Source organism: Kitasatospora sp. NPDC056446 (genome assembly GCF_042796115.1).
Classification (GTDB): Bacteria; Actinomycetota; Actinomycetes; order Streptomycetales; family Streptomycetaceae; genus Kitasatospora.
Map to the genome: position 1 here is coordinate 58,567 of NZ_JBHTRF010000033.1, position 21,546 is coordinate 80,112.

Annotated in this window: 20 protein-coding genes; 13 read left to right on the forward strand and 7 right to left on the reverse strand. The window is 73.7% G+C overall.

Annotated elements, in window-relative coordinates; genetic code table 11:
• Nucleotides 1–56 precede the first annotated feature (56 nt).
• Together ACFQ6N_RS21570 and ACFQ6N_RS21575 are read right to left on the reverse strand one after the other, a co-directional pair.
• Entirely contained in the window at nt 57–566 is a 510-nt protein-coding gene (locus ACFQ6N_RS21570) for a methylated-DNA--[protein]-cysteine S-methyltransferase (protein ID WP_380651216.1), read from the reverse strand.
• Nucleotides 563–2,134 (reverse strand): DNA-3-methyladenine glycosylase 2 family protein, encoded by a 1,572-nt coding sequence (locus tag ACFQ6N_RS21575; protein ID WP_380651219.1) that lies wholly within the window; start codon nt 2,132–2,134, stop codon nt 563–565. The genes ACFQ6N_RS21570 and ACFQ6N_RS21575 overlap by 4 nt, the downstream gene beginning before the upstream one ends.
• Before the next feature lie 112 nt (nt 2,135–2,246).
• On the opposite strand from ACFQ6N_RS21575, the gene ACFQ6N_RS21580 reads away from it, so the two are divergent.
• A complete protein-coding gene (locus ACFQ6N_RS21580) occupies nt 2,247–2,750 on the forward strand; it encodes an ASCH domain-containing protein (RefSeq protein ID WP_380651221.1) in 504 nt (167 codons plus the stop codon).
• Between the two features lie 74 nt (nt 2,751–2,824).
• Here the strand turns inward: ACFQ6N_RS21580 and rsgA are convergent, their stop codons facing one another.
• Both rsgA and ACFQ6N_RS21590 read right to left on the reverse strand, forming a co-directional pair.
• Nucleotides 2,825–3,910, reverse strand: coding sequence for a ribosome small subunit-dependent GTPase A (gene rsgA, locus ACFQ6N_RS21585; protein WP_380651223.1), 1,086 nt, complete (start codon nt 3,908–3,910; stop codon nt 2,825–2,827).
• Between the two features lie 408 nt (nt 3,911–4,318).
• Complete coding sequence (locus ACFQ6N_RS21590; protein ID WP_380651226.1) at nt 4,319–5,482, reverse strand: cytochrome c oxidase assembly protein; 1,164 nt, start codon at nt 5,480–5,482, stop codon at nt 4,319–4,321.
• 208 nt (nt 5,483–5,690) lie between these two features.
• On the opposite strand from ACFQ6N_RS21590, the gene ACFQ6N_RS21595 reads away from it, so the two are divergent.
• Nucleotides 5,691–7,391 carry an FtsW/RodA/SpoVE family cell cycle protein gene (locus tag ACFQ6N_RS21595; RefSeq protein ID WP_380651229.1) on the forward strand — a complete coding sequence of 567 codons (1,701 nt, stop codon included), beginning with the start codon at nt 5,691–5,693 and terminating at the stop codon, nt 7,389–7,391.
• A gap of 226 nt (nt 7,392–7,617) precedes the next feature.
• Here ACFQ6N_RS21595 and ACFQ6N_RS21600 read toward each other — a convergent pair whose 3' ends face one another.
• Nucleotides 7,618–9,015 (reverse strand): YihY/virulence factor BrkB family protein, encoded by a 1,398-nt coding sequence (locus ACFQ6N_RS21600; RefSeq protein WP_380651231.1) that lies wholly within the window; start codon nt 9,013–9,015, stop codon nt 7,618–7,620.
• 178 nt (nt 9,016–9,193) lie between these two features.
• On the opposite strand from ACFQ6N_RS21600, the gene ACFQ6N_RS21605 reads away from it, so the two are divergent.
• From ACFQ6N_RS21605 to ACFQ6N_RS21655, 11 genes are all read left to right on the forward strand, one after another.
• Complete coding sequence (locus tag ACFQ6N_RS21605; protein WP_373313697.1) at nt 9,194–9,277, forward strand: putative leader peptide; 84 nt, start codon at nt 9,194–9,196, stop codon at nt 9,275–9,277.
• 198 nt (nt 9,278–9,475) lie between these two features.
• The gene (locus tag ACFQ6N_RS21610) at nt 9,476–11,200 is read left to right on the forward strand and encodes a nitrite/sulfite reductase (protein ID WP_380651234.1); all 1,725 of its coding nucleotides are present in this window, start codon (nt 9,476–9,478) and stop codon (nt 11,198–11,200) included.
• Nucleotides 11,197–11,379, forward strand: coding sequence for a hypothetical protein (locus tag ACFQ6N_RS21615; RefSeq protein WP_380651237.1), 183 nt, complete (start codon nt 11,197–11,199; stop codon nt 11,377–11,379). The genes ACFQ6N_RS21610 and ACFQ6N_RS21615 overlap by 4 nt, the downstream gene beginning before the upstream one ends.
• Nucleotides 11,360–12,061, forward strand: coding sequence for a phosphoadenylyl-sulfate reductase (locus ACFQ6N_RS21620; protein WP_380651240.1), 702 nt, complete (start codon nt 11,360–11,362; stop codon nt 12,059–12,061). The genes ACFQ6N_RS21615 and ACFQ6N_RS21620 overlap by 20 nt, the downstream gene beginning before the upstream one ends.
• 56 nt (nt 12,062–12,117) lie before the next feature.
• Nucleotides 12,118–12,714 carry an adenylyl-sulfate kinase gene (cysC, locus tag ACFQ6N_RS21625; protein WP_380651243.1) on the forward strand — a complete coding sequence of 199 codons (597 nt, stop codon included), beginning with the start codon at nt 12,118–12,120 and terminating at the stop codon, nt 12,712–12,714.
• Nucleotides 12,711–13,667 (forward strand): sulfate adenylyltransferase subunit CysD, encoded by a 957-nt coding sequence (gene cysD / locus ACFQ6N_RS21630; protein WP_380651246.1) that lies wholly within the window; start codon nt 12,711–12,713, stop codon nt 13,665–13,667. Before cysC ends, cysD begins: the two co-directional genes overlap by 4 nt.
• A 2-nt stretch (nt 13,668–13,669) precedes the next feature.
• On the forward strand, nt 13,670–15,031 hold the full coding sequence (locus ACFQ6N_RS21635) for a sulfate adenylyltransferase subunit 1 (RefSeq protein WP_380651248.1): 1,362 nt from the start codon (nt 13,670–13,672) through the stop codon (nt 15,029–15,031).
• Between the two features lie 243 nt (nt 15,032–15,274).
• On the forward strand, nt 15,275–16,429 hold the full coding sequence (locus ACFQ6N_RS21640) for an aliphatic sulfonate ABC transporter substrate-binding protein (RefSeq protein WP_380651251.1): 1,155 nt from the start codon (nt 15,275–15,277) through the stop codon (nt 16,427–16,429).
• A gap of 138 nt (nt 16,430–16,567) precedes the next feature.
• On the forward strand, nt 16,568–17,371 hold the full coding sequence (locus ACFQ6N_RS21645) for an ABC transporter ATP-binding protein (protein WP_380651254.1): 804 nt from the start codon (nt 16,568–16,570) through the stop codon (nt 17,369–17,371).
• Complete coding sequence (locus tag ACFQ6N_RS21650) at nt 17,358–18,284, forward strand: ABC transporter permease (protein WP_380651257.1); 927 nt, start codon at nt 17,358–17,360, stop codon at nt 18,282–18,284. Before ACFQ6N_RS21645 ends, ACFQ6N_RS21650 begins: the two co-directional genes overlap by 14 nt.
• Before the next feature lie 10 nt (nt 18,285–18,294).
• Complete coding sequence (locus ACFQ6N_RS21655) at nt 18,295–19,038, forward strand: sirohydrochlorin chelatase (RefSeq protein ID WP_380651259.1); 744 nt, start codon at nt 18,295–18,297, stop codon at nt 19,036–19,038.
• A gap of 3 nt (nt 19,039–19,041) precedes the next feature.
• Here ACFQ6N_RS21655 and ACFQ6N_RS21660 read toward each other — a convergent pair whose 3' ends face one another.
• Both ACFQ6N_RS21660 and ACFQ6N_RS21665 read right to left on the reverse strand, forming a co-directional pair.
• On the reverse strand, nt 19,042–19,353 hold the full coding sequence (locus ACFQ6N_RS21660) for a hypothetical protein (RefSeq protein WP_380651261.1): 312 nt from the start codon (nt 19,351–19,353) through the stop codon (nt 19,042–19,044).
• A 315-nt stretch (nt 19,354–19,668) separates the two neighbouring features.
• Complete coding sequence (locus tag ACFQ6N_RS21665; RefSeq protein ID WP_380651264.1) at nt 19,669–21,360, reverse strand: DEAD/DEAH box helicase; 1,692 nt, start codon at nt 21,358–21,360, stop codon at nt 19,669–19,671.
• Nucleotides 21,361–21,546: the final 186 nt, after the last annotated feature.

The window sequence follows — 21,546 nt, forward strand, 5'->3', positions numbered from 1 at the left end:
CGCGTCGCCCCCGGCCCGCGGACCGGGGGCGACGGTCACGCGGACCGGGGCGACGGTCAGAACAGGGTGCCGCTCTCCAGCTCCAGCAGCCACCGCTTTCGGTCCACGCCCGCCGCGAAGCCGGTGAGCGACCCGTTGGCGCCGAGCACCCGGTGGCAGGGCCGCACGATCAGCAGCGGGTTGGCTCCGACCGCGCCGCCGACCGCCCGGACCATCCGCGGCTCCTGCCCGGCCAGCTCGGCGAGTTCGCCGTAGGTGACGGTCTTGCCGTACGGGATCTCGTCCAGCGCGGCCCAGATCGCCCGGCGGAACTCGGTGCCCACCGGCGCGAGCGGCAGGTCGAAGCCGGTGCGCTCACCGGCGAAGTAGGCGGTCAGCTGGGCGACCGGTTCGGCGAGCGCCTCCGGGTCGAGGACCCAGTCGTCGTCGGGCTCGGCCAGCGCGTACTTCTGGCCGGGTGCCGTGACGGTGGCCAGCGCGGCCGGTCCGCCGCCCTCGGGCAGGACGCCGCTCAGCAGCAGGCGGCCGAAGGGGCTCTCCATGGTGGTGTACACGGTGGTGCTCATGCTCGTACGTTCTCCGTTCCGGTACTGCTGGTCGTCGCGGGGCCGGCCCACAGCCGGTGGACCGCGTAGGAGCGCCACGGGGCCCAGGCCTCGGCCGCGTGGGCGGCCGACTTCGGGTCGCCGGGGGCACCGAGCCGGACGAGGCCGTGCTTGACGCCCACGTCGCTCGGGAGGAAGACATCGGGGTCGCCCAGGGCCCGCATCCGCAGGTAGCCGACCGTCCAGGGGCCGATGCCGGGCTGGGCCAGCAGCCCGGCCGCGGCCTCCTCCCGGTCGACCCCGCTGTCGAGGCGGACCACACCCTCGGCCAGGGCCGCGCACAGCCCGGTGAGCGCGCGGCGGCGGGCGGCGGGCATCGCGAAGTCCTCCGGGTCGGCTGCCGCCAGGGCCGCCGAGGTCGGGAAGAGCAGCCGCAGGCCGCCACTGGGTTCGGGCAGCGCGGCGCCGTACTTCTCGGCGAGCCGCCCCGCCAGCGTACGGGCCGCGCCGACGCTGATCTGCTGGCCGAGGACGGCGCGGACGGCGAGCTCGTGCGGGTCCACGTGGCCGGGCGAGCGCAGACCGGGACGCTCCCGGACCAGCGGGCCGAGCACCGGGTCCGCGCCGAGCTGCTCGTCGACCGCGAGCGGGTCGGCGTCCAGGTCGAAGAGGTTGCGCAGGCGCTGGACCGCGGTCGGCAGGTCGCGCAGGTCGGCGAGCAGCAGGCGGCAGTCCAGCCAGCCGCGGTCGCGCGGCGCGCCCGGCGCCAGGCCGTCGACCTCGGCGATGCCGTGGCCGTACGGGAGCGCCAGGGTGCGCCGGTAGGTGCGGACGCCGGGGGGCTTGCCGGGGACGACCTCCTCCACACCGGGGACGGCGCGCAGGGCGAGGAAGTCGATCAGGTGGTCGCTGTCCAGCGCGCCGCGGTAGGCGAGGCGCAGGCTGAGGCCGCCCGCCGGGGTCGCGGTGCGGCGGCCGGCGGCGACCTCCGCGCGCAGGCCGCTGGGGGTGCGGTCGTACACCTCGCGCACCGTGTCGTTGAACTGGCGGACCGAGGCGAACCCGGCCGCGAACGCGACATCGGTGACGGACAGCTCGGTGGTCTGGAGCAGGAGCCGGGCGGTCTGGGCCCGACGGGCGCGGGCGAGCGCGATCGGGCCGGCGCCGAGCTCGGCGGTGAGCTGGCGCTGCAGCTGCCGGGAGCTGTAGCCGAGGCGGCCGGCCAGGCCCGCGACACCCTCGCGGTCCACCACGCCGTCGCCGATCAGGCGCATCGCGCGGCCGACCAGGTCGGCGCGGTGGTTCCACTCGGGGGAGCCCGGCACGGAGTCGGGGCGGCAGCGGCGGCAGGCGCGGAAGCCCGCGCCCTGGGCGGCCGCGGCGCTGGGGTAGAAGACGCAGTTGACGCGCTTGGGGGTCACGGCGGGGCAGCTCGGTCGGCAGTAGATGCCGGTGGAGGTGACCGCCGTGAAGAAGACGCCGTCGAAGCGGGCGTCGCGGCTGTCCACGGCTCGGTACCGGATGTCGTCGTCGATCACGTTGTCCAGTCTGCGGGATCGGGCGGGGGGTGACTGGCGGGAATCGGACATTGCCGTTGGGGGCTTCCCCTCCCCCGCCCTCCCCCCGCCCTCCCCCTATCCCGGCCCGGCCCGGCCCGAAAATCGCGGGCCCTCCGGTCGGCCCGAGGCTACGCTCGCCCGCATGAGCGACCAGCCCGCCGAGCAGCGCGACGACCGGCCCATCGAGCACCCGTCCGAACCCCCGTACGCAGGCCCGGACGACCCACGCGTCGCCGCCCTGCCCCCGGAGGAGTTCGCGTTCCCCGGCCCGCTGCGCGACCAGCTGGTCGCCGCCGTCCTCAGTGGCGCCAAGACCAGCACCACCGGCCTGGTCGCCGATTACGAGCACGAGGGCGAACCGCTGCCGCGCCCCGGGAACCGGGGCGCCGTCCTCGACTCGGACGGCCGCCGGGTCGCGGTGATCGAGACCACGGACGTCCGGGTGGTCCCGCTCGCCGACGTCGACCTCCGGCACGCCCTGGACGAGGGCGAGGGGTACGAGAGCGTGGCCGCCTGGCGTGCGACGCACGAGGGGTTCTGGCGCAGCCCCGAGATGCTCGCCGCCCTCGATGACCCGGCCTTCACCGTGGACGACGCCACCCCGGTGGTCCTGCAGCGCTTCCGCCTGGTGGCCGACCTCCGCTGAGCCCAGCGGAGACCGGCCGACGGAGACCGGCCCACCAGCACCGGCCGGCGCTTCACCGGCCGGCACCTCACTGGTCAGCGCTTCACCGGACCTCCCGCGGTGCGCATCGACTTGGTGATCGCCTTCCACTTCTGGAGCCGGGCCTTGGCCACCCGGGCGTCCGAGCGCGAGGCGATCCACTCGTTCTCGCGCTGGAGCTTGAGGTAGCTGTCCATCCGGCGCTGCGGCAGGGTGCCGTCGGCCAGCGCCGCCCGCACCGCGCAGCCGGGCTCGGTGTGGTGGCCGCAGTCGTGGAAGCGGCACTCCTCGGCCAGCTCGGCTATGTCGGCGAAGGCCAGGTCCACGCCCTCGCCACCGTAGAGGCCGACCTCGCGCAGCCCGGGGGTGTCGATCAGCACGCCCCCGCCGGGCAGCGGGATCAGCTCGCGGGTGGTCGTGGTGTGCCGGCCCTTCTGGTCGGCCTCGCGGGCCTCCTGGACCGTCATCACCTCGATGCCGGCCAGCGCGTTGGTGAGCGTGGACTTGCCGACACCGGACTGGCCGATCACGGCGGTGGTGCCGGGGGTGCAGGCGCGCAGCACGTCCATGCCGTCACCCGTCTCGGCGCTCACCACGAGCACCGTGACCCCCGGGGCGACCGCTTCGACGTCGGCCCGGATGAAGTCGGCGTCGTCGACCAGGTCGGCCTTGGTGAGGACGACCAGCGGTTCGGCGCCGGACTCCCAGGCCAGGGCGAGGAAGCGCTCGATCCGCCCGAGGTCCGGGTCGGTCGCGAGGGAGGAGGCGATCAGGACGGTGTCGACATTGGCGGCCAGCACCTGGCCGTCGGAGCGCTTGCCGGCCACCTTGCGGATGATCGCGGTGGAGCGCGGCAGCAGCGCGACGACAGCGGCCATCGGCTGGGCGTGGAGGTCCACGGCCGCCCAGTCGCCCGTGCACGGGCAGTTGATCATGTCGGCGTCGCCGACCGGCCGGGTGTCGAACCGGACGGTGCGGGGCTCGCCCGTCTCCGGGTCGGCGATCACGGCGTCGCACCGGCCGCGGTCGACCCGGACGATCCGGGCCGGCAGCAGACCGGCCTCGCCGAGCGGGGCGAACAGCTCCGCGAGCTCGGGCGTCCAGCCGTAGCCGGCCGGCGCGGAGCCGTCGGCAGCGTCCAAAGGAGCGGACGAGGGAACGGACGAGACGGAGAGAGAAGAAGAGGAGAACGACGGAACGGAGGCAGCGTTGGACAACGCAATGGCCCTTCGGGAGGAATGACCCCGGCGGGCTACGGCTGGCGCGAAGGGCTCAGCCGGCGGCCGGGAAAAGGAGGTGAACGCGCGCGCTGCCCTGGGCAGCTATCGGGGCGACAACGACCACGGGGTTCACCTCCTGCTCTCTACTCCTCGGGCGGCCTGCATGGCCCCCGAACCGAACGCCTCAAACGCTAGCGGGCCCGTCCGGAAGCGCCAACCCATTTTTGACCTGCGGAAATGCGCCCCAGTGACGGCCGACGGACGCCCGAGGGGCCAAGCCCAAGGGGCCAACATTGGCCCGCCCAACCGGAGGGGCACCCGACCCCGCCGCTACCCCCCGTACCGGTGCTTGAGGTTCGGGTCGTCCAGCCACCAGGGCCGCATCCCGGTCTCCTCCTCCTCGGGCCGCCCGTCCGCCCGCGCCTCCGCGGCCGCCGCCTCGAAGCGCGCGTCCAGCTCGGCGTCGACGGCCACCGTCTCCTCCCGCCCCTGCACCACCATCCGCCGTACCAGCGCGGCCAGGAACGGCAGCCCGACCAGGTCCCCCAGCACCCAGAACGCGTTGCCGCCCCAGGTCTGGTCCTGGGCCAGGCTCGGCCCCCACGGCCGCCCGAGCGCCACGTAGTAGTGCTCGGCGACCAGGTGGCCGCCGTAGATCAGCACGATCCCGAGCCCGGCGTCGAAGATCACCTCGGCGAAGGTGATGAACAGCCCGACCAGGTGCGGGTACTCGTGCCCGACCGGGTCGATCTGCAGCCGCGGCCAGAAGTAGGCGAGGCCGAGCAGCACCAGCGCCAGGTGCAGCAGCACGTTCCCGAACGCGCTGGACACCGACTCCTCGTACCAGGGCGTGAAGTAGAGCAGCCACGGCGGCGCCATCAGCAGCGCGGTGGAGACGGCCGGGAACATCAGCACCTTGGACGGGCGGCTGCGCAGCGCCCGCAGGATCCGCTCCCGGCGGACCGGCGGCGCCGCCCGGACCAGCAGCGAGACGGGTGCGCCGAGCGCGAGCAGCAGCGGGACGACCATCAGCAGCAGCACGACCTGCACGGCCCGGTCGGTGAACAGGATCCGGTCGTACACGCCGAGGCCGGAGCAGGTGCACCAGATCCACAGCAGCAGCCCGCCGAGGAACGCGGCGGTGCGGCTGGGCGGCCAACGCCCGTCGCCGGACACCGAGCCGCCGGCGCCCGCACGGCCGGACACCGAGCCGGACCGGTGGACGGCGCGCACCGCGGCCAGGTACCAGCCGCCGAGCAGCACCGAGAGGGTGAGCACCAGCGGTTCGGCCGTCCAGGACGTGACCAGGTCGGACCACTGCCACGCGGGCGGCCCGCTGTACGCGAGCACGGAGACCGCGCCGTCCACCGCGCCGTTCATCCGTCCGCCCACCTCGCTCGGGCCCACCGCCACCGGGGCGGCGGCCACCGTCCGCACCACCGCCGGTCGACAGGCACGGCGGGCACCGCGGCGGACGCCGCGACGCCCGGCCATGATGTCCCTCCGCCACCGCCGGGACGCAGCCGGGGCCCGTCTCTATACCTGTACCTGAACAAAGCTTTACCCATCCCCAACAAAGCTTTGCCCAGGCAAAGTTCTGCCCTCGGAGCCCCGCGGATCGCAACCGCGGCGAAGACACAAACGTCTGGCAGGATGCCCGACGGCGATACCCGCCACCAGGGTGACAAGGGGACGACAAGAGGTGCAAAGCACTGCACGCGGCGAGGGCCGGCGACTGGCCGCGCGCCACCGCAACATCGAGCTGGGCCTGCTGGCGCTCGCGGTGGCCGTCTGTCTGGCGGGACACATCGAGGCCGCCCTGGCACTGACCGGCACGATGCCGCCCGGCCTGCTGGTGCACGGCCTGGCGCTGGGCGCGCTCGCCGGGGCGGCGCACCTCGCGGTGCGGCGGTTCGCGCCGTACGCGGATCCGCTGATCCTCCCGCTGGGCGTCTTCCTGACCGGCTTCGGCCTGGTGCTGCTGGACCGGCTGGACTTCAGCTACAAGGCCGCGCACGCCGCCAAGGGCGACTATCAGAAGCTCCCGGCCGCGCCCTCCCAGCTGATGTGGGTGTTCCTCTCGGTGGCGGCCGCGATCCTGCTGATCGTGCTGGTCAAGCACCACCGCTTCTTCCAGCGGTACGTCTACCTGCTGATGGCGGGGGCGCTGATCCTGCTGGCCGCGCCGGTGGCCTCCCCGGGCGACAGCTTCGGCGCCAAGCGCTGGATCCGGCTGTTCGGGCTCTCCTTCGAGCCGGACGAGTTCGTGAAGGTCGCGATCACGATCTTCTTCGCGGGGTACCTGATGGCCTCCCGGGACGCCCTGGCGCTGGCCGGACGCAAGATCTGGGGGATGACCCTGCCGCGCGGCCGGCACGCCGGTCCGGTGCTGGCGATCTGGGTGGTCAGCCTGCTGGTGCTGATCTTCGAACGCGACCTCGGCACCTCGCTGATCTTCTTCGGCGTCTTCATCGTGATGCTCTACGTGGCGACCGAGCGCACCAGCTGGGTGGTGCTCGGCCTGCTGATGGCGGTCGGCGGCGCGGCGGTGGTCGGCACCGTCGAGCCGCACGTGCACGGCCGCGTCGAGGCCTGGCTGCACCCGCTCGACTACTACAAGCCGGTGCACGACATGGCGATCTCCGAGCAGCCCGCCGAGGCGCTGTTCAGCCTCGGCACCGGGCACCTGACCGGGACCGGCCTGGGCTCCGGCCGCCCCTGGCTGATCGGCTTCGCGGGGCGCAGCGACTTCATCTTCACCACCATCGGCGAGGAGCTGGGCCTGGCCGGGGTGACGGCGGTGCTGCTGGTCTACGTGCTGCTGGTCCAGCGCGGCATGCGCACCGCGATCGGCCTGACCGACCCGTTCGGCAAGCTGCTGGCCACCGGCCTGTCGGCGGCGCTCGCGCTGCAGGTCTTCGTGGTCGTCGGCGGGGTCAGCGGGCTGGTCCCGCTGACCGGCAAGGCGCTGCCGTTCCTGGCCGCCGGCGGTTCCTCACTGCTGGCGAACTGGCTGATGGTCGCGCTGCTGATCAAGCTGAGCGACTCCTCCGGGCGCACCGCCCTGGAACCGGCCCCGCCGGCCCCCGAGCCGCTCCCGGCGCAGGCCCGCCCGGTCGATCCGGCGGCGGCGACGACGGACCTGACACCCCCGGGGCCGACCCTCGCCGGACCGCACCCCGCCGCACCGCACGCCGCGGGGCCGCACTCCGCAGACCCGCACTCCGCGGGCCCGCGACCGGGCGAGCCCCAGTCCGCCGGGGCGCAGCCCGCCGCACCCGCCCCGGGCCTGGCCGACCCCTCCGCGCCGACCGAACTGCACCAGGCGTACGGCCACCACCAGGGCGCACCGCTGCCCCCCGGCCCGCACTACGGCTACCCCCCGAACCCCGCCACGAGCTGACCGCCGGACCCGCCCGACCCGCCTGACCACCAACCGGCCGGCTGGCCGGCCACCGCGCTGACGCACCGGCAGACGGGCAGGGCCTCCCCCGCACCCGCAGAAGAGGCCCTGCCCGTCTGCCATACCCCGCCCGGCGCCGCTCCCGCACCGCGCCGGAACCGCCCCCGCACCGCGCCCGGACCGCGCCCGGACCGCGCCCGGACCGCGCCCGGTCACCACCTACCGCCTACCGCTGCTCCCACGGCGGCCGGGGCGGCCTCGGCGGGTACCCCGGCACCTGCTGCCCCTGCTGCCCGCCGAGCCCGGACGGCTCCCCCGCGCCGGAAGCACCCGGAGCACCCGGAGCACCCGGAGCGCCCGGAGCCCCCTGGGCCCGCTTCGGCGGCCCGGACGGCCGGTCGCTGTCCGGCGGCGGCGGGGCGGGCCGGTGGTGCGGCCCGCCGCGGGCCGTGAGCCGGCCGCGCAGGTTGTCGGCCGCCAGCACGTCGGCCCAGCGCTCCGGGTACTCGGACGGCACATCGACGTCCTCGCCGTCGCCCTCGTCCTCACCCCACTCCTCCTCGACGCCCTCGGCGAGTCCGAGTTCGCGGGCGCGCCGGGCCCGTTCGACGGCCCGGCGGGCGGCCACCTCGCGGACCACGGCCGCGGCCGCCTCCTCGTGGGCGCGCTCGTTCTCGGCGCGGGCGTCGGCGGTCTCCAGGGTGGGCCAGCGGCGGTCTATGGCGGCGTTCATGGCGGCGCCGATGAGCACGGCGAGGGCCACCACGAAGATCCACAGCAGCACGGCCACCGGCGCCGCGAGCGAGCCGTACACCGAGGGGCCCTCGACGGAGCTGACCAGGTAGACCCGGAGCCCGACGCTGCAGAAGACGAGCACCACCAGGGCGACCAGGGCCCCGGGGATGTCCTCGCGCCACGGTGTCGAGACCGGGACGGCCAGATGGTAGAGGGTGGTCAGCGAGACGATCAGCAGCACGATCGCGACCGGCCAGTAGGCGGCGCCGACCACCCCGGCGATCCCGGGCACGGCGTTCTCGACCAGTCCGGGCCCGGCCATCAGCAGCGGCAGCACCAGGGAGCCGATCACCAGGGCGCCGAGGTAGAGGCCGAGCGACATCAGCCGGGTCTTGACGATGCCCCGCTTGCCGTCGAGCCCGTACATGACGGTGATGGTGTCGATGAAGATGTAGAGCGCCCTGGAGCCGGACCACAGCGACAGCAGGAAGCCGATCGAGACGAGGTCGGGCCGGCTGTGGTCGAACACCTGGTTGAGCAGCGGGACGACGACCTCCTTGACGGAGGAGTCCGACAGGACCGTCCCGGAGGCCGAGACGATGTCGTGCTTGAGCCGGTCGATGGTGCCCGCGCCGAGGAACTCGTCGAGGTAGCCGAGGGTGCCGGCGAGGCCGAGCAGCAGCGGCGGGATCGACAGCAGCGTGAAGAAGGCGGCCTCGGCGGCGAGGCCGGTGACCCGGTACTCGACGCAGGTGTTGGTGGTGTCCCGGACCAGCTCCCACGCCGTGCGGCGCCAGGTGGCCTGTTTGGCCGCCCGCCGTGCGCCCTTGCCCCGGCGCCGGGAGGGCCGCTCGGCGTTCGGTCTGCTCGTATCGCCTGCTGCTTGCACAGGGCTAACGGTATCGGGCCGGGACTGCGCGGTTGATCTCCCCCGGGGTTCGGGGGCGCGTCCGGACGCCGGGGCCGGGAGCGGCGGGAACCTCCGGGTGTCCCACATGACGAAACCTCAGCGTCCAACATCCGGATGTTAGTGGACCGCGAGTCGTGGGCCGTGCGAATCTCTTGCCATGCGTAGCGCCGGAACCACCCTAGTAGGTCGACTCCACGTCGATCTCCTTCGCGTGTCCAGCGCCATCTGTCCGGTGACCTGAGCCCATCCCAGCCGCACCACCGCACCCGGCGCCACACCTTCCCGCCATCCCCGCCGCAGCGGATGCGCAGGCGCCTGCCCGGCCTCGGTCACTGCCCTCCCGGTCCTGAGAAACCCGCAGGTCAGAGCAGCACCGCACGGCTGAGCCAGCCCCGCGAGACATCCGGCGTCAGCGCCACCTGCCCCGAAGGACTTCACCATGGCCACCTCCCCCGAGACCGTCGAGCCCACGGCCGACCGCCCTGCCCAGAGCCGCCCCGCAGCGGCCCGCAAGGCGACCCGTCACCGCGGCGAGGGCCAGTGGGGCATGGGCCACCACACCCCGCTGAACGCCAACGAGCAGTTCAAGAAGGACGACGACGGTCTCAATGTGCGGACACGTATTGAGACGATCTACTCGAAGCGCGGCTTCGACTCGATCGACCCCGCCGACCTTCGCGGCCGGATGCGCTGGTGGGGCCTGTACACCCAGCGCAAGGAGGGCATCGACGGCGGGAAGACGGCGATCCTCGACCCGCACGAGCTGGACGCCGAGTACTTCATGCTCCGCGTGCGCATCGACGGCGGCCGGCTGACCGTCGCCCAGCTGCGGGCGGTCGCCGAGGTCTCCGAGCAGTACGCCCGCGGCACCGCGGACCTGACCGACCGCCAGAACATCCAGTACCACTGGATCCGGATCGAGGACGTCCCGGCGATCTGGCAGAAGCTGGAGGCCGTCGGCCTGTCCACCACCGAGGCCTGCGGCGACACCCCGCGCGTCATCCTCGGCTCCCCGGTGGCCGGCATCGCCGAGGACGAGATCATCGACGGCACCCCGGCCATCGAGGAGATCCAGCGCCGCTTCATCGGCAACAAGGACTTCTCCAACCTGCCGCGCAAGTTCAAGAGCGCCGTCTCCGGCTCCCCGCAGCTGGACGTCGCGCACGAGATCAACGACGTCGCCTTCGTCGGCGTGGTCCACCCCGAGCACGGGCCCGGCTTCGACCTGTGGGTCGGCGGCGGCCTGTCCACCAACCCCAAGCTGGGCGTGCGCCTGGGCGCCTGGGTCCCGCTGGACGAGGTGGCCGACGTCTACGGCGGCGTCATCGGCATCTTCCGCGACTACGGCTACCGCCGCCTGCGCAACCGCGCCCGGCTGAAGTTCCTGGTCGCCGACTGGGGACAGGAGAAGTTCCGTCAGGTGCTGGAGGACGAGTACCTGAAGTACAAGCTCGTCGACGGCCCCGCGCCCGCCGAACCCGCCGCCCGCTGGCGCGACCACGTCGGCGTCCACCGGCAGAAGGACGGCCGGTTCTACATCGGCTTCGCCCCGCGCGTCGGCCGGGTCGACGGCAAGCTGCTCGGCCGGATCGCCGACCTCGCCGCCGCCCACGGCAGCGACCGGGTGCGCACCACCGCCGAGCAGAAGATGCTGGTCCTCGACATCGCCGAGGAGCACGTCGAGTCGGTGGTGGCCGGCCTGGAGGCGCTCGACCTGCGGGTCACCCCGTCGCCGTTCCGCCGCGGCACCATGGCCTGCACCGGCATCGAGTACTGCAAGCTCGCCATCGTCGAGACCAAGGAGCGCGGCCGCACGCTCATCGACGAACTGGAGCAGCGCCTGCCCGACTTCGCCGAGCCGCTGACCATCAACATCAACGGCTGCCCGAACGCCTGCGCCCGCATCCAGGTCGCCGACATCGGCCTCAAGGGCCAGCTGGTCACCGACGAGGACGGCCGGCAGGTCGAGGGCTACCAGGTGCACCTGGGCGGCGCGCTCGGCCTGGAGGCCGGCTTCGGCCGCAAGGTCCGCGGCCTCAAGGTCACCAGCGCCGGCCTGCCCGACTACGTCGAGCGCCTGCTGACCCGCTACCGGGCCGACCGCACCGAGGGCGAGCGCTTCGCCCAGTGGACGGCCCGCGCGACCGAGGAGCAGCTGTCGTGAGCGAGCGAGCCGCCCCGTTCTTCTGCCCGTACTGCGGGGACGAGGACCTGCGCCCGTCCGAGGCCGGGCACGGCGCCTGGGAGTGCCACGGGTGCCGCCGCGCCTTCCAGTTGAAGTTCCTCGGCCTGCTGGCACCGACCGACCACGGGGGGACGTCCCATGAGCAGCACCGCGACTGACCACGAGGCGGCAGCCGTCCGGGCCGGACGCGAACTGGAGGAGGCGACGGCGCAGGAGGTCCTGTCCTGGGCCGCCGAGACCTTCGGCCGGCGGTTCTGCGTCACCTCCTCCATGGAGGACGCGGTCGTCGCCCACCTCGCCTCGTCGGTGTTCCCCGGTGTGGACGTGGTGTTCCTGGACACCGGCTACCACTTCCCGGAGACCATCGGCACCCGCGACGCGGTGGCCGCGACCATGCCGGTCAACGTCATCACGCTCACCCCGCTGCGGACCGTCGCCGAGCAGGACGCCGAGTACGGGCCGCACCTGCACGACCGCGACCCGGACCTGTGCTGCTCGCTGCGCAAGGTCGAACCGCTGAACCGCGGCCTCGGCGGCTACGACGCCTGGGCCACCGGGCTGCGCCGCGACGAGTCGCCGACCCGGGCGAACACCCCGGTGGTCTCCTGGGACCCCAAGCGCCGCAAGGTCAAGATCGCCCCGATCGCCCGGTGGACGCAGGAGGACGTGGACGCCTACGTCGCCGCCAACGGCGTGCTGCTCAACCCGCTGCTGTGGGAGGGCTACACCTCGGTCGGCTGCTCGCCGCTGTCCTGCACCCGCAAGCCCGCCGAGGGCGAGGACGCCCGGGCCGGCCGCTGGTCCGGATCCGGCAAGACCGAGTGCGGCATCCACCTCTGACGGACCGTCACCCACCCCGCGAGGGGACCGTCCCCTAACCCCGTAAGGAAAGAACCGTGACAGCTCACACCCGGGTCGCCGACGAAGCCGCAGAGGCGGCCCCCCCGGCCGCCCCCTGCGAGCGCGGCGCCACCGTGTGGCTGACCGGGCTGCCGAGCGCCGGCAAGACCACCCTGGCCTTCGCGCTGGCCGAGCGGCTGCGCGCCCAGGGCCACCGGGTCGAGGTCCTGGACGGCGACGAGATCCGCGAGTTCCTCTCCAAGGGCCTCGGCTTCTCCCGCGAGGACCGGCACACCAACGTCACCCGGATCGGCTTCGTCGCCGAGAAGCTCGCCGCCAACGGCGTCAAGGTGCTCGCCCCGGTGATCGCCCCGTTCGCCGACTCCCGCGCCGCCGTGCGCGAGCGGCACGCCGCGGCGGGCACCGAGTTCCTGGAGATCCACGTCGCGACCCCGGTCGAGCTGTGCGCCGAGCGCGACGTCAAGGGCCTGTACGCCAAGCAGGCCGCCGGCGAGCTCTCCGGCCTGACCGGCGTGGACGACCCGTACGAAGCCCCGGAGACCCCGGAGCTGCGGATCCAGACCCAGGGCCGCGAGGTGGCCGACTCCGCCGCCGAGCTGCACGCCTTCCTGACCGAGAGGGGACTCGCATGACCACCGCGACCGACAGCCCGGTCCGCACCGACGACCCCGGCCACGACGCCGGGGGGCCGTTCGCGCTGTCCCACCTGGACGTGCTGGAAGCCGAGTCGGTGCACATCTTCCGCGAGGTCGCGGGGGAGTTCGAGCGCCCGGTGATCCTGTTCTCCGGCGGCAAGGACTCCATCGTCATGCTGCACCTGGCGCTCAAGGCGTTCGCGCCCGCCGCCGTCCCGTTCTCCCTCCTGCACGTCGACACCGGGCACAATTTCCCCGAGGTCATCGCCTACCGGGACCGCGTCGCGGCCGAGCACAACCTGCGCCTGCACGTCGCCCACGTCCAGGACTTCATCGACGACGGACGGCTGCGCGAGCGCCCCGACGGCACCCGCAACCCGCTGCAGACCGTGCCGCTGCTGGACGCCATCGAGTCCAACCGCTTCGACGCGGTGTTCGGCGGCGGGCGCCGCGACGAGGAGAAGGCCCGCGCCAAGGAGCGCGTCTTCTCGCTGCGCGACGAGTTCGGCGCCTGGGACCCGCGCCGCCAGCGCCCCGAGCTGTGGTCGCTCTACAACGGCCGGCACGCGGTCGGCGAGCACGTCCGGGTGTTCCCGCTGTCCAACTGGACCGAGCTGGACGTCTGGCAGTACATCGAGCGCGAGGGCATCGAGCTCCCCGGGATCTACTACGCCCACGAGCGCGACGTCTTCGCCCGCAACGGCATGTGGCTGACCGCCGGCGAGTGGGGCGGCCCCAAGGACAGCGAGCCGGTCGAGCGGCGGCTGATCCGCTACCGCACCGTCGGCGACATGTCCTGCACCGGCGCCGTCGACTCCGACGCCACCACCATCGGAGCCGTGATCACCGAGATCGCCGCCTCGCGCCTCACCGAACGAGGCGCCACCCGCGCCGACGACAAGATGTCCGAGGCCGCGATGGAAGACCGCAAGCGCGAGGGGTACTTCTAATCATGACCGGCACCACCCAGAACACCCCCCAGGCCGGCACCGTCCAGGCCGGCACCGCCACCTCGCTGCTGCGCTTCGCCACCGCCGGATCCGTCGACGACGGCAAGTCCACCCTGGTCGGCCGCCTGCTGCACGACTCCAAGTCGGTGCTGGCCGACCAGCTGGAGGCGGTCGAGCACGCCTCGCGCAACCGCGGCCAGGAGACGCCCGACCTCGCGCTGCTCACCGACGGCCTGCGCGCCGAACGCGAGCAGGGCATCACCATCGACGTCGCGTACCGCTACTTCGCCACCCCCCGGCGGCGGTTCATCCTCGCCGACACCCCCGGGCACGTGCAGTACACCCGCAACATGGTGACCGGCGCCTCCACCGCCGAACTCGCCATCGTCCTGGTCGACGCCCGCAACGGCGTGGTCGAGCAGACCCGCCGGCACGCCGCCGTGGCCGCGCTGCTGCGGGTGCCGCACGTCGTCCTGGCCGTCAACAAGATGGACCTGGTCGAGTACGCGGAGCCCGTCTTCGCCGCCATCGCGGAGGAGTTCACCGCCTACGCCGCCTCGCTCGGCGTCAGGGACGTGCTGGCGGTGCCGATCTCCGCGCTCGCCGGGGACAACGTCGTCGAACCGTCCGCCCACATGGACTGGTACGGCGGCCCGACCCTGCTGGAGCACCTGGAGACGGTCCCGGTCGGCAGCGACCCGAGCGCCGAGCCGGCCCGCTTCCCGGTCCAGTACGTGATCCGCCCGCAGACCGAGGAGCACCCCGACTACCGCGGCTACGCGGGCCAGCTGGCCTCCGGCGTGCTGCGCGTCGGCGACCCGGTCACCGTGCTGCCCTCCGGGCTCACCAGCACCGTCGCCGGGATCGACGCGCTCGGCCGGGAGACCGACACCGCCTGGGCCCCGCAGTCGGTCACCGTCCGGCTCGCCGACGACCTCGACATCTCCCGCGGCGACCTGCTCGCCGCCGGGCCGGTCCCCGCGCCCACCAAGGACATCGAGGCCACCGTCAGCCACCTCAGCGAGCGGCCGCTGCGCGCCGGGGACAAGGTGCTGCTCAAGCACACCACCCGCACGGTGCGCGCGCTGGTCAAGGAGATCACCTACCGGATCGCCCTGCCGACCAAGCCGGGCGACACGCTCGAACAGCGCTCCGGCGCCGACGGGCTGAACGTCAACGACATCGGCCACGTGCGGCTGCGCACCGCCGAGCCGCTGGCCCTCGACGGCTACTCCGACAACCGCCGCACCGGCTCGTTCCTGCTGATCGACCCGGCCGACGGCACCACCCTCACCGCCGGCATGGCGGGCGAGGCCTTCGACACCGTACGCACCACCGAACCCGACGAGGAGGACTGGGTCTGATGCCCCGCGAGGCGTTCTCGGGCATGGACAAGGAAGGCGGCCGCATCGGCAGCGGCGTCCTCGGCAGCGGCCAGGGCGGCCTGACCCGATGTGTGGGCCGACAGGGCTGAGAACGCCCTGTCACCGGGCTGTCTCCCCCACAGCCGCCCGGCTTGCCCCGGCACCCAGCTGCCGCGCGCACCACCCTTCCGACCGTCCGCCCGGGACCGCCTCCTGACGGTCCGTCCTCGAACAGGACCCACCATGGCACCGAACCCCTCCTCCTCGCATACCCCCGCCCGCCCCGACGCCGGCCGGATCAGACGCTCGGCGGCGGCCGCCGCGGCCGGCCTGACCGCGGTGGCCCTGCTGTCGGCCTGCAGCTACGGCTCCAAGGCGGACAAGTCCTCCGACGCCGGCACGGCCGCCGCCGCCACCTCGGGCGCCGCGAAGCTCTCCGCGGACACCGTGAAGATCGGCTACTTCGCCAACCTCACCCACGGCACCCCGCTGGTGGGCCTCCAGGAGGGCTTCTTCCAGAAGGAGCTGGGCGGCACCCAGATCAAGACCCAGGTCTTCAACGCGGGCCCGGCCGAGATCGAGGCGCTCAACGCCGGCTCGATCGACATCGGCTGGATCGGCCCCTCCCCGGCGATCAACGGCTACACCAAGTCCGACGGCCAGTCGCTGAAGATCATCGGCGGTTCGGCCTCCGGCGGCGTCAAGCTGGTCGTCAACCCGGACAAGATAGCCTCGCTGGACGACCTCAAGGGCAAGAAGATCGCCACCCCCCAGCTGGGCAACACCCAGGACGTGGCGCTGCTCAACTACCTCGCGGGCAAGGGCTACAAGGTCGACGCGGCCACCGGCGCGGGCGACGTCTCGGTGGTGCGCACCGACAACAAGGTCACCCCCGACGCCTACAAGTCCGGCTCCGTCGACGCCGCCTGGGTGCCCGAGCCGACCGCCTCCAAGCTGGTCACGCTCGGCGCGAAGGTCCTGCTCAACGAGAAGGACGTCTGGCCGGACAAGAAGTTCGTGATCACCAACATCATCGTCTCGCAGAAGTTCCTCAAGGAGCACCCGGACGTGGTGGAAGCCGTGCTGCGCGGCTCGGTGAAGACCAACGCCTTCATCAAGGCCGACTCCGCCAAGGCCAAGGCCGACGCCAACGAGGCGATCAAGAAGGAGGCCGGCAACGCCCTGGAGCCGGCCGTCCTCGACCCGGCCTGGGCCGACATCGACTTCCTGGACGACCCGCTGGCGAACACCCTCCAGGCCGAGGCCGACCACGCCGTCACCGCCGGGCTCCTCAAGAAGCCCAACCTGACCGGCATCTACGACCTCACCCTGCTGAACAAGGTCCTCGCCGCCCAGGGGCAGCCCGCCGTCTCGGACGCCGGCCTCAGCGCCAAGTAGCGCCCCGGCCCCTCCAGTTCCGCGGTCCGGCCCCCGCCCGCTCCTTCGGTCCCCGATCGATGCCCACCGGGCGGGCGGGGCCCGGGCCCCGGCCCCGAACCGCAGCCCCCGCAGACCACTCACGCAGGAGGTGCCCGGATGACCCCGGCACTGACCACCTCGGCGGACGCCCCAGGCGCCGACGCCCACGGCGGTACGCCCGCCGTCCGGATCTCGAACGTGCACAAGTCCTTCGGCCGCGCCGGCGCACAGACCCACGTGCTGGACGACATCACCCTCGACGTCGCACCCGGCGAGTTCGTCACCCTGCTCGGCGCCTCGGGCTGCGGCAAGTCCACCCTGCTCAACCTGGTCGCCGGCCTCGACAAGCCCAGCGCCGGCAGCATCGAGGTGTCCGGCGGACGCCCCGCCCTGATGTTCCAGGAACACGCCCTGTTCCCCTGGCTCACCGCCGGGAAGAACATCGAACTCGCCCTCAAGCTGGCCGGCCTCCCCCGCGCCGAGCGCCGCCCCGAGGCCGAGCGGCTGCTCGAACTCGTCCGCCTCGACGGCGCGCACGGCAAGCGGGTGCACGAGCTGTCCGGCGGCATGCGCCAGCGCGTCGCGATGGCCCGGGCGCTCGCCCAGGGCAGCAGGGTCCTGCTGATGGACGAGCCGTTCGCCGCGCTCGACGCCATCACCCGGGACGTACTGCACGACGAGATCACCCGGATCTGGGCCGAGCAGCAGCTGTCCGTCCTCTTCGTCACCCACAACGTGCGCGAGGCGGTGCGCCTGGCCCAGCGCGTGGTGCTGCTCTCCTCCCGCCCCGGCCGGGTCGCCCGCGAGTGGCGGATCGACCTGCCGCAGCCGCGCCGCATCGAGTCCTCGGGCGTCGCCGACCTGTCCATCGAGATCACCGAAGAACTGCGTGGGGAGATCCGTCGCCATGGCCAGCACTGACACCAGCCCCGTCCTGGACAAGACCGGCCCCACCGACGCGGTCGGGAAGGACGCCGGCGACACCGCCGGCGTCGGCGCGGGCCTGGACGCCCTCGACTCCGTCAACGCGCAGCGCGGCTCGCTCGGCGAGGCGCTGCGGACCAAGGCGCTGCCGCCGCTGGTCGGCGTGCTCGTCGTCCTCGCGCTGTGGCAGGGGGCGTACAGCGCCCACCTCACCTCCACGTACAAGCTGCCCAGCCCGGCCGACGTGTGGCGGTCCGGGCAGGACCTCTGGTACCAGGGCACGCTGTTCTCGATCATCTGGACCAGCGTCTGGCGCGGCCTGTCCGGCTTCCTGCTCGCCGTGGTCATCGGCACCCCGATCGGGCTGGTGGTCGCCCGGATCAAGCCGGTGCGCACCGCGATCGGCCCGGTGCTGCAGGGCCTCCAGTCGCTGCCCTCGGTCGCCTGGGTGCCCGCCGCGGTCATCTGGCTCGGCATCAACGACCAGATGATGTACGCGGTGATCCTGCTGGGCGCCGTCCCGTCCATCGCCAACGGGCTGGTCGCCGGCATCGACCAGGTGCCGCCGCTGTTCCTGCGGGCCGGCCGCACCCTCGGCGCCACCGGCCTGACCGGCGCCCGGCACGTGCTGATCCCGGCCGCGCTGCCCGGCTACCTGGCCGGGCTCAAGCAGGGCTGGGCGTTCTCCTGGCGCTCCCTGATGGCCGCCGAACTCGTCGCCTCCTCCCCCGACCTGGGCCGCGGCCTGGGCCGGTTCCTGGAGGACCAGCGCGAGTTCTCCGACATGTCCGGGGTGCTGCTCGGCATCATCCTGATCCTGTTCGTCGGCATCGCCATCGAACTGCTGGTGTTCACCCCGGTCGAGCGCCGCGTGCTGCGCAACCGGGGCCTGCTGGCCTCCGGCAAGTGAGGCACCGCTGATGCCCGCCCTCCTCCTCATCGCCCACGGCAGCCGCGACCCGCGCCACGCCGCGACCGTGGCCGCGCTCGTCGAGGAGGTGCGGGCACAGCGGCCCGCCGTCGAGGTCGCCACCGCCTACCTGGACCACTGCGCGCCGCGGATCCCGCAGGTCCTCGGCCAGCTGACGGACGCGGTGGCCGTCCCGCTGCTGCTCAACCGGGCGTTCCACGCCAAGCACGACATCCCCGCCGCCCTGCGCGCGGCCGGCTCCCGGCTGCCGGTCGCGGACGTGCTGGGGCCGTCCCCGCTGCTGCTCGCCGCCCTGGACCGCCGCCTCGCCGAAGCCGGACTGGACGTCTCCTCCCCCGCCGTGCGCGCCCGCACCGGCGTCGTGCTCGCCGCCGCCGGGTCCTCCGACCCGGCCGCCGACGCCGCGACCCGCGCGGTGGCCGCCGAGTGGCGCCGCACCCGCGGCTGGGCCGCCGTCGAGGTCGCCTACGCCTCCGCGGCCGGCCCCCGCGTCCCCGACGCCCTCGCCGCCCTGCGCGCCGCCGGCGCCGGGCGCACCGCCGTCTCCCCCTACCTCCTCGCCCCCGGCCTGCTCCCGGACCGCATCGCGGCGGCCTCCGACGGCGCGGACCTGGTCGCGGGCGTCCTCGGCGCGGCCCCGGAGCTGGCCGCCCTCCTGCTCCGGCGCCACGCCGAGGCCCGCCGCACAGAGGCCCGCCGCACCCGCCGGCCCGCCCGGGCCCTCAGCGCCTGACCGTCACGACGCCCTGCGGTGCCGGTACTCGGCGACCGCCGCGGTGATCACACTGAACGGCACCGGTTCGTCAAGATCGGCAAGAGCGCTCTCGATCCACTCCCGCATGATCGCGGTCGGCTTCACCCCCCGCTCCCGAGCCCGGCGCCGCACCTCGTCCATCACCGGCTTGGGCAGCCGCAGCGAGGTGGTGATCATCACCGACTCGGCCGCCACCGGCTCGCCTTGCTCGGCCGCCATGACCTCGTCCTCGGTCAGCTCGTGCGTCTCGTAGTACTCGGCAATCGCTTCGAGGTCCGCACCGTTGTCAGTCATCCGTCACCCTCAACTCTGGTTGTACGACTGACAGCGTCTTGCAAACGCACTGCGCAATCCAACCGCCATCGCCCTCACGGGTGACGGCGCCCGGAAGCGCGGACGGCGCGCACAGCCGGAGCCGTGCGCGCCGCCGGGGCAGGGGTCACGCCGGAAGGGTCCACTTCTGGTCGTCGTCGCCGTTGCGGTCCCAGAGCTGAACAGCACGTTGGGCCGAGCGGCATTTTCCCGCCCCTGCCGTGCGCGGCCCGCGCATGCGGAACGGCCCGGCGCCCCCTCGGTGCGAGGGGGCGCCGGGCCGTTCGGCGGGGCGGGTCAGTCGAAGGAGCGGCGCTGGCGGCCGGTCCCGTAGTTGCCACCGGACTTGGAGCCGCTGCCCGGCTTGGCGCGACCGGCGGAGCGGCCGATGAAGCCGGCCGCCTGCGGGCGGTCGCCCTGGGCGGCGGTGCCGGTCCGCTGCTTGGGGCGGGGGCGGCGCGGGTTGCCGTTCATGTCGACGTCGGCGGGCAGCGCGGAGCGCTTGCCGGGGCGGCGGCGCGGGGCACCGGTCTTGGCGCCCCCGCGCTTGTCCTCGGCCGTGCCGGCCGAGCCCGCGGCGGCCTGGGCCACCGGCACGGCCAGGGTGACCGGGACGCCACTCGGCGTGCGGGCGCCGGTGATCCGGGCCAGGTCGGCGTCGCCGGGGCGGATCTTGGTGACGGTCGGGCGGATGCCGGCCACCGTCATCAGCCGGTTGACCTCGCGGCGCTGCTCGGGCAGCACGAGGGTGACGACCGTGCCGGACTCGCCGGCCCGGGCGGTGCGGCCGCCGCGGTGCAGGTAGTCCTTGTGGTCGACCGGCGGGTCGACGTTGACGACGAGGTCCAGGCCGTCGATGTGGATGCCGCGGGCGGCGACGTTGGTGGCGATCAGCGCGGTGACGTGGCCGTCACGGAACTGGTCGAGCACCCGGTTGCGCTGCGGCTGGGACTTGCCGCCGTGCAGGGCGGCGGCCTTCACGCCGTTGGCGAGCAGCTGCTTGGCGAGCCGGTCGGCACCGTGCTTGGTGTGCACGAACATGATCAGGCGGCCCTCGCGGGAGGCGATGTGCGCGGTGGCGGAGGCCTTGTCGGTCTGGTCGAGCTGGAGGACGTGGTGGTCCATGGTGGTGACCGCGCCGGCCGACGGGTCGACCGAGTGGGTCACCGGGTCGGTCAGGAAGCGCTTGACCAGCCGGTCGACGTTGCGGTCCAGGGTGGCGGAGAACAGCATCCGCTGCCCGCCCTCGGCGACCTGCTCCAGGAGCTTGCTGACCTGCGGCAGGAAGCCCATGTCGGCCATCTGGTCGGCCTCGTCCAGGACGGTGATCGTCACGTCGGAGAGGTTGACGTCGCCGCGGCCGATCAGGTCGTCCAGCCGGCCCGGGGTGGCGACCAGGACCTCGGCGCCGCGGCGCACCGCGTTGGCCTGCTTGTTGATCGACATGCCGCCGACGACGGTGGTGATCCGCAGGTTGACGGAGGTGGCGTACGGGGTGAGCGCGTCGGTGACCTGCTGGGCCAGCTCGCGGGTGGGCACCAGGACCAGCGCCAGCGGGTGCCGGGCGACGGCACGGCGGCCGGCGGTGCGGGCGAGCAGCGACAGGCCGAAGGCCAGGGTCTTGCCGGAGCCGGTGCGGCCGCGGCCGAGCACGTCGCGCCCGGCGATCGAGTCGGGCAGCGTGGCGGCCTGGATCGGGAACGGCTCGGTGACGCCCTCGCGGCCGAGCGTGGAGAGGATCGCCTTGGGCAGTTCGAGCTCGGCGAAGGACGCGGCCGGGGGCCGCGACGGGGTGCCCTGGACGACGGTGAACTCGGCGGCCTCGGGCACGGCGGTGGCGCGGGACTGCTTGGGCGCACCCTGCCTGCCGGAGTCGCCGCGGGCGCCGCGCGGCTTGCGCGGGCGGTCGCCGCCGCCGGCGGCGGCACGGCGGGACTGGTCGGTGTTGCGGGGGCCGCGGTCGCGCGGGGAGCGGGCAGGGGTGGTCAAGGGTTTCTCCGTCCGGAGGTCGGCAGCCCGGGTCACGGACTGGGTCGGCCGTCGGGAGGAAACTCGCCGCCCCGGCCGTACGGCGGCATGAGCGGGGGGCCGCCCCCGGGGGGGGGGGGCCCCCCGGCGCGGTGTTGTCGCGGGGGGGAGGGGGGGGTGGGGATCCGGAGATTATGTTTTTGTAGG

Bases quoted from the DNA above. Each gene is read 5' to 3' on its own strand.
- ACFQ6N_RS21605 (WP_373313697.1), top strand. From the start codon at position 9,194: ATGCGTAGCGCCGGAACCACCCTAGTAGGTCGACTCCACGTCGATCTC.
- ACFQ6N_RS21575 (WP_380651219.1), bottom strand. From the start codon at position 2,134: ATGTCCGATTCCCGCCAGTCACCCCCCGCCCGATCCCGCAGACTGGAC.
- ACFQ6N_RS21660 (WP_380651261.1), bottom strand. From the start codon at position 19,353: ATGACTGACAACGGTGCGGACCTCGAAGCGATTGCCGAGTACTACGAG.
- ACFQ6N_RS21655 (WP_380651259.1), top strand. From the start codon at position 18,295: ATGCCCGCCCTCCTCCTCATCGCCCACGGCAGCCGCGACCCGCGCCAC.
- cysD (WP_380651246.1), top strand. From the start codon at position 12,711: ATGACCACCGCGACCGACAGCCCGGTCCGCACCGACGACCCCGGCCAC.
- ACFQ6N_RS21650 (WP_380651257.1), top strand. From the start codon at position 17,358: ATGGCCAGCACTGACACCAGCCCCGTCCTGGACAAGACCGGCCCCACC.
- ACFQ6N_RS21640 (WP_380651251.1), top strand. From the start codon at position 15,275: ATGGCACCGAACCCCTCCTCCTCGCATACCCCCGCCCGCCCCGACGCC.
- ACFQ6N_RS21590 (WP_380651226.1), bottom strand. From the start codon at position 5,482: ATGGCCGGGCGTCGCGGCGTCCGCCGCGGTGCCCGCCGTGCCTGTCGA.
- ACFQ6N_RS21620 (WP_380651240.1), top strand. From the start codon at position 11,360: ATGAGCAGCACCGCGACTGACCACGAGGCGGCAGCCGTCCGGGCCGGA.
- ACFQ6N_RS21645 (WP_380651254.1), top strand. From the start codon at position 16,568: ATGACCCCGGCACTGACCACCTCGGCGGACGCCCCAGGCGCCGACGCC.
- ACFQ6N_RS21570 (WP_380651216.1), bottom strand. From the start codon at position 566: ATGAGCACCACCGTGTACACCACCATGGAGAGCCCCTTCGGCCGCCTG.
- ACFQ6N_RS21580 (WP_380651221.1), top strand. From the start codon at position 2,247: ATGAGCGACCAGCCCGCCGAGCAGCGCGACGACCGGCCCATCGAGCAC.
- ACFQ6N_RS21610 (WP_380651234.1), top strand. From the start codon at position 9,476: ATGGCCACCTCCCCCGAGACCGTCGAGCCCACGGCCGACCGCCCTGCC.
- ACFQ6N_RS21635 (WP_380651248.1), top strand. From the start codon at position 13,670: ATGACCGGCACCACCCAGAACACCCCCCAGGCCGGCACCGTCCAGGCC.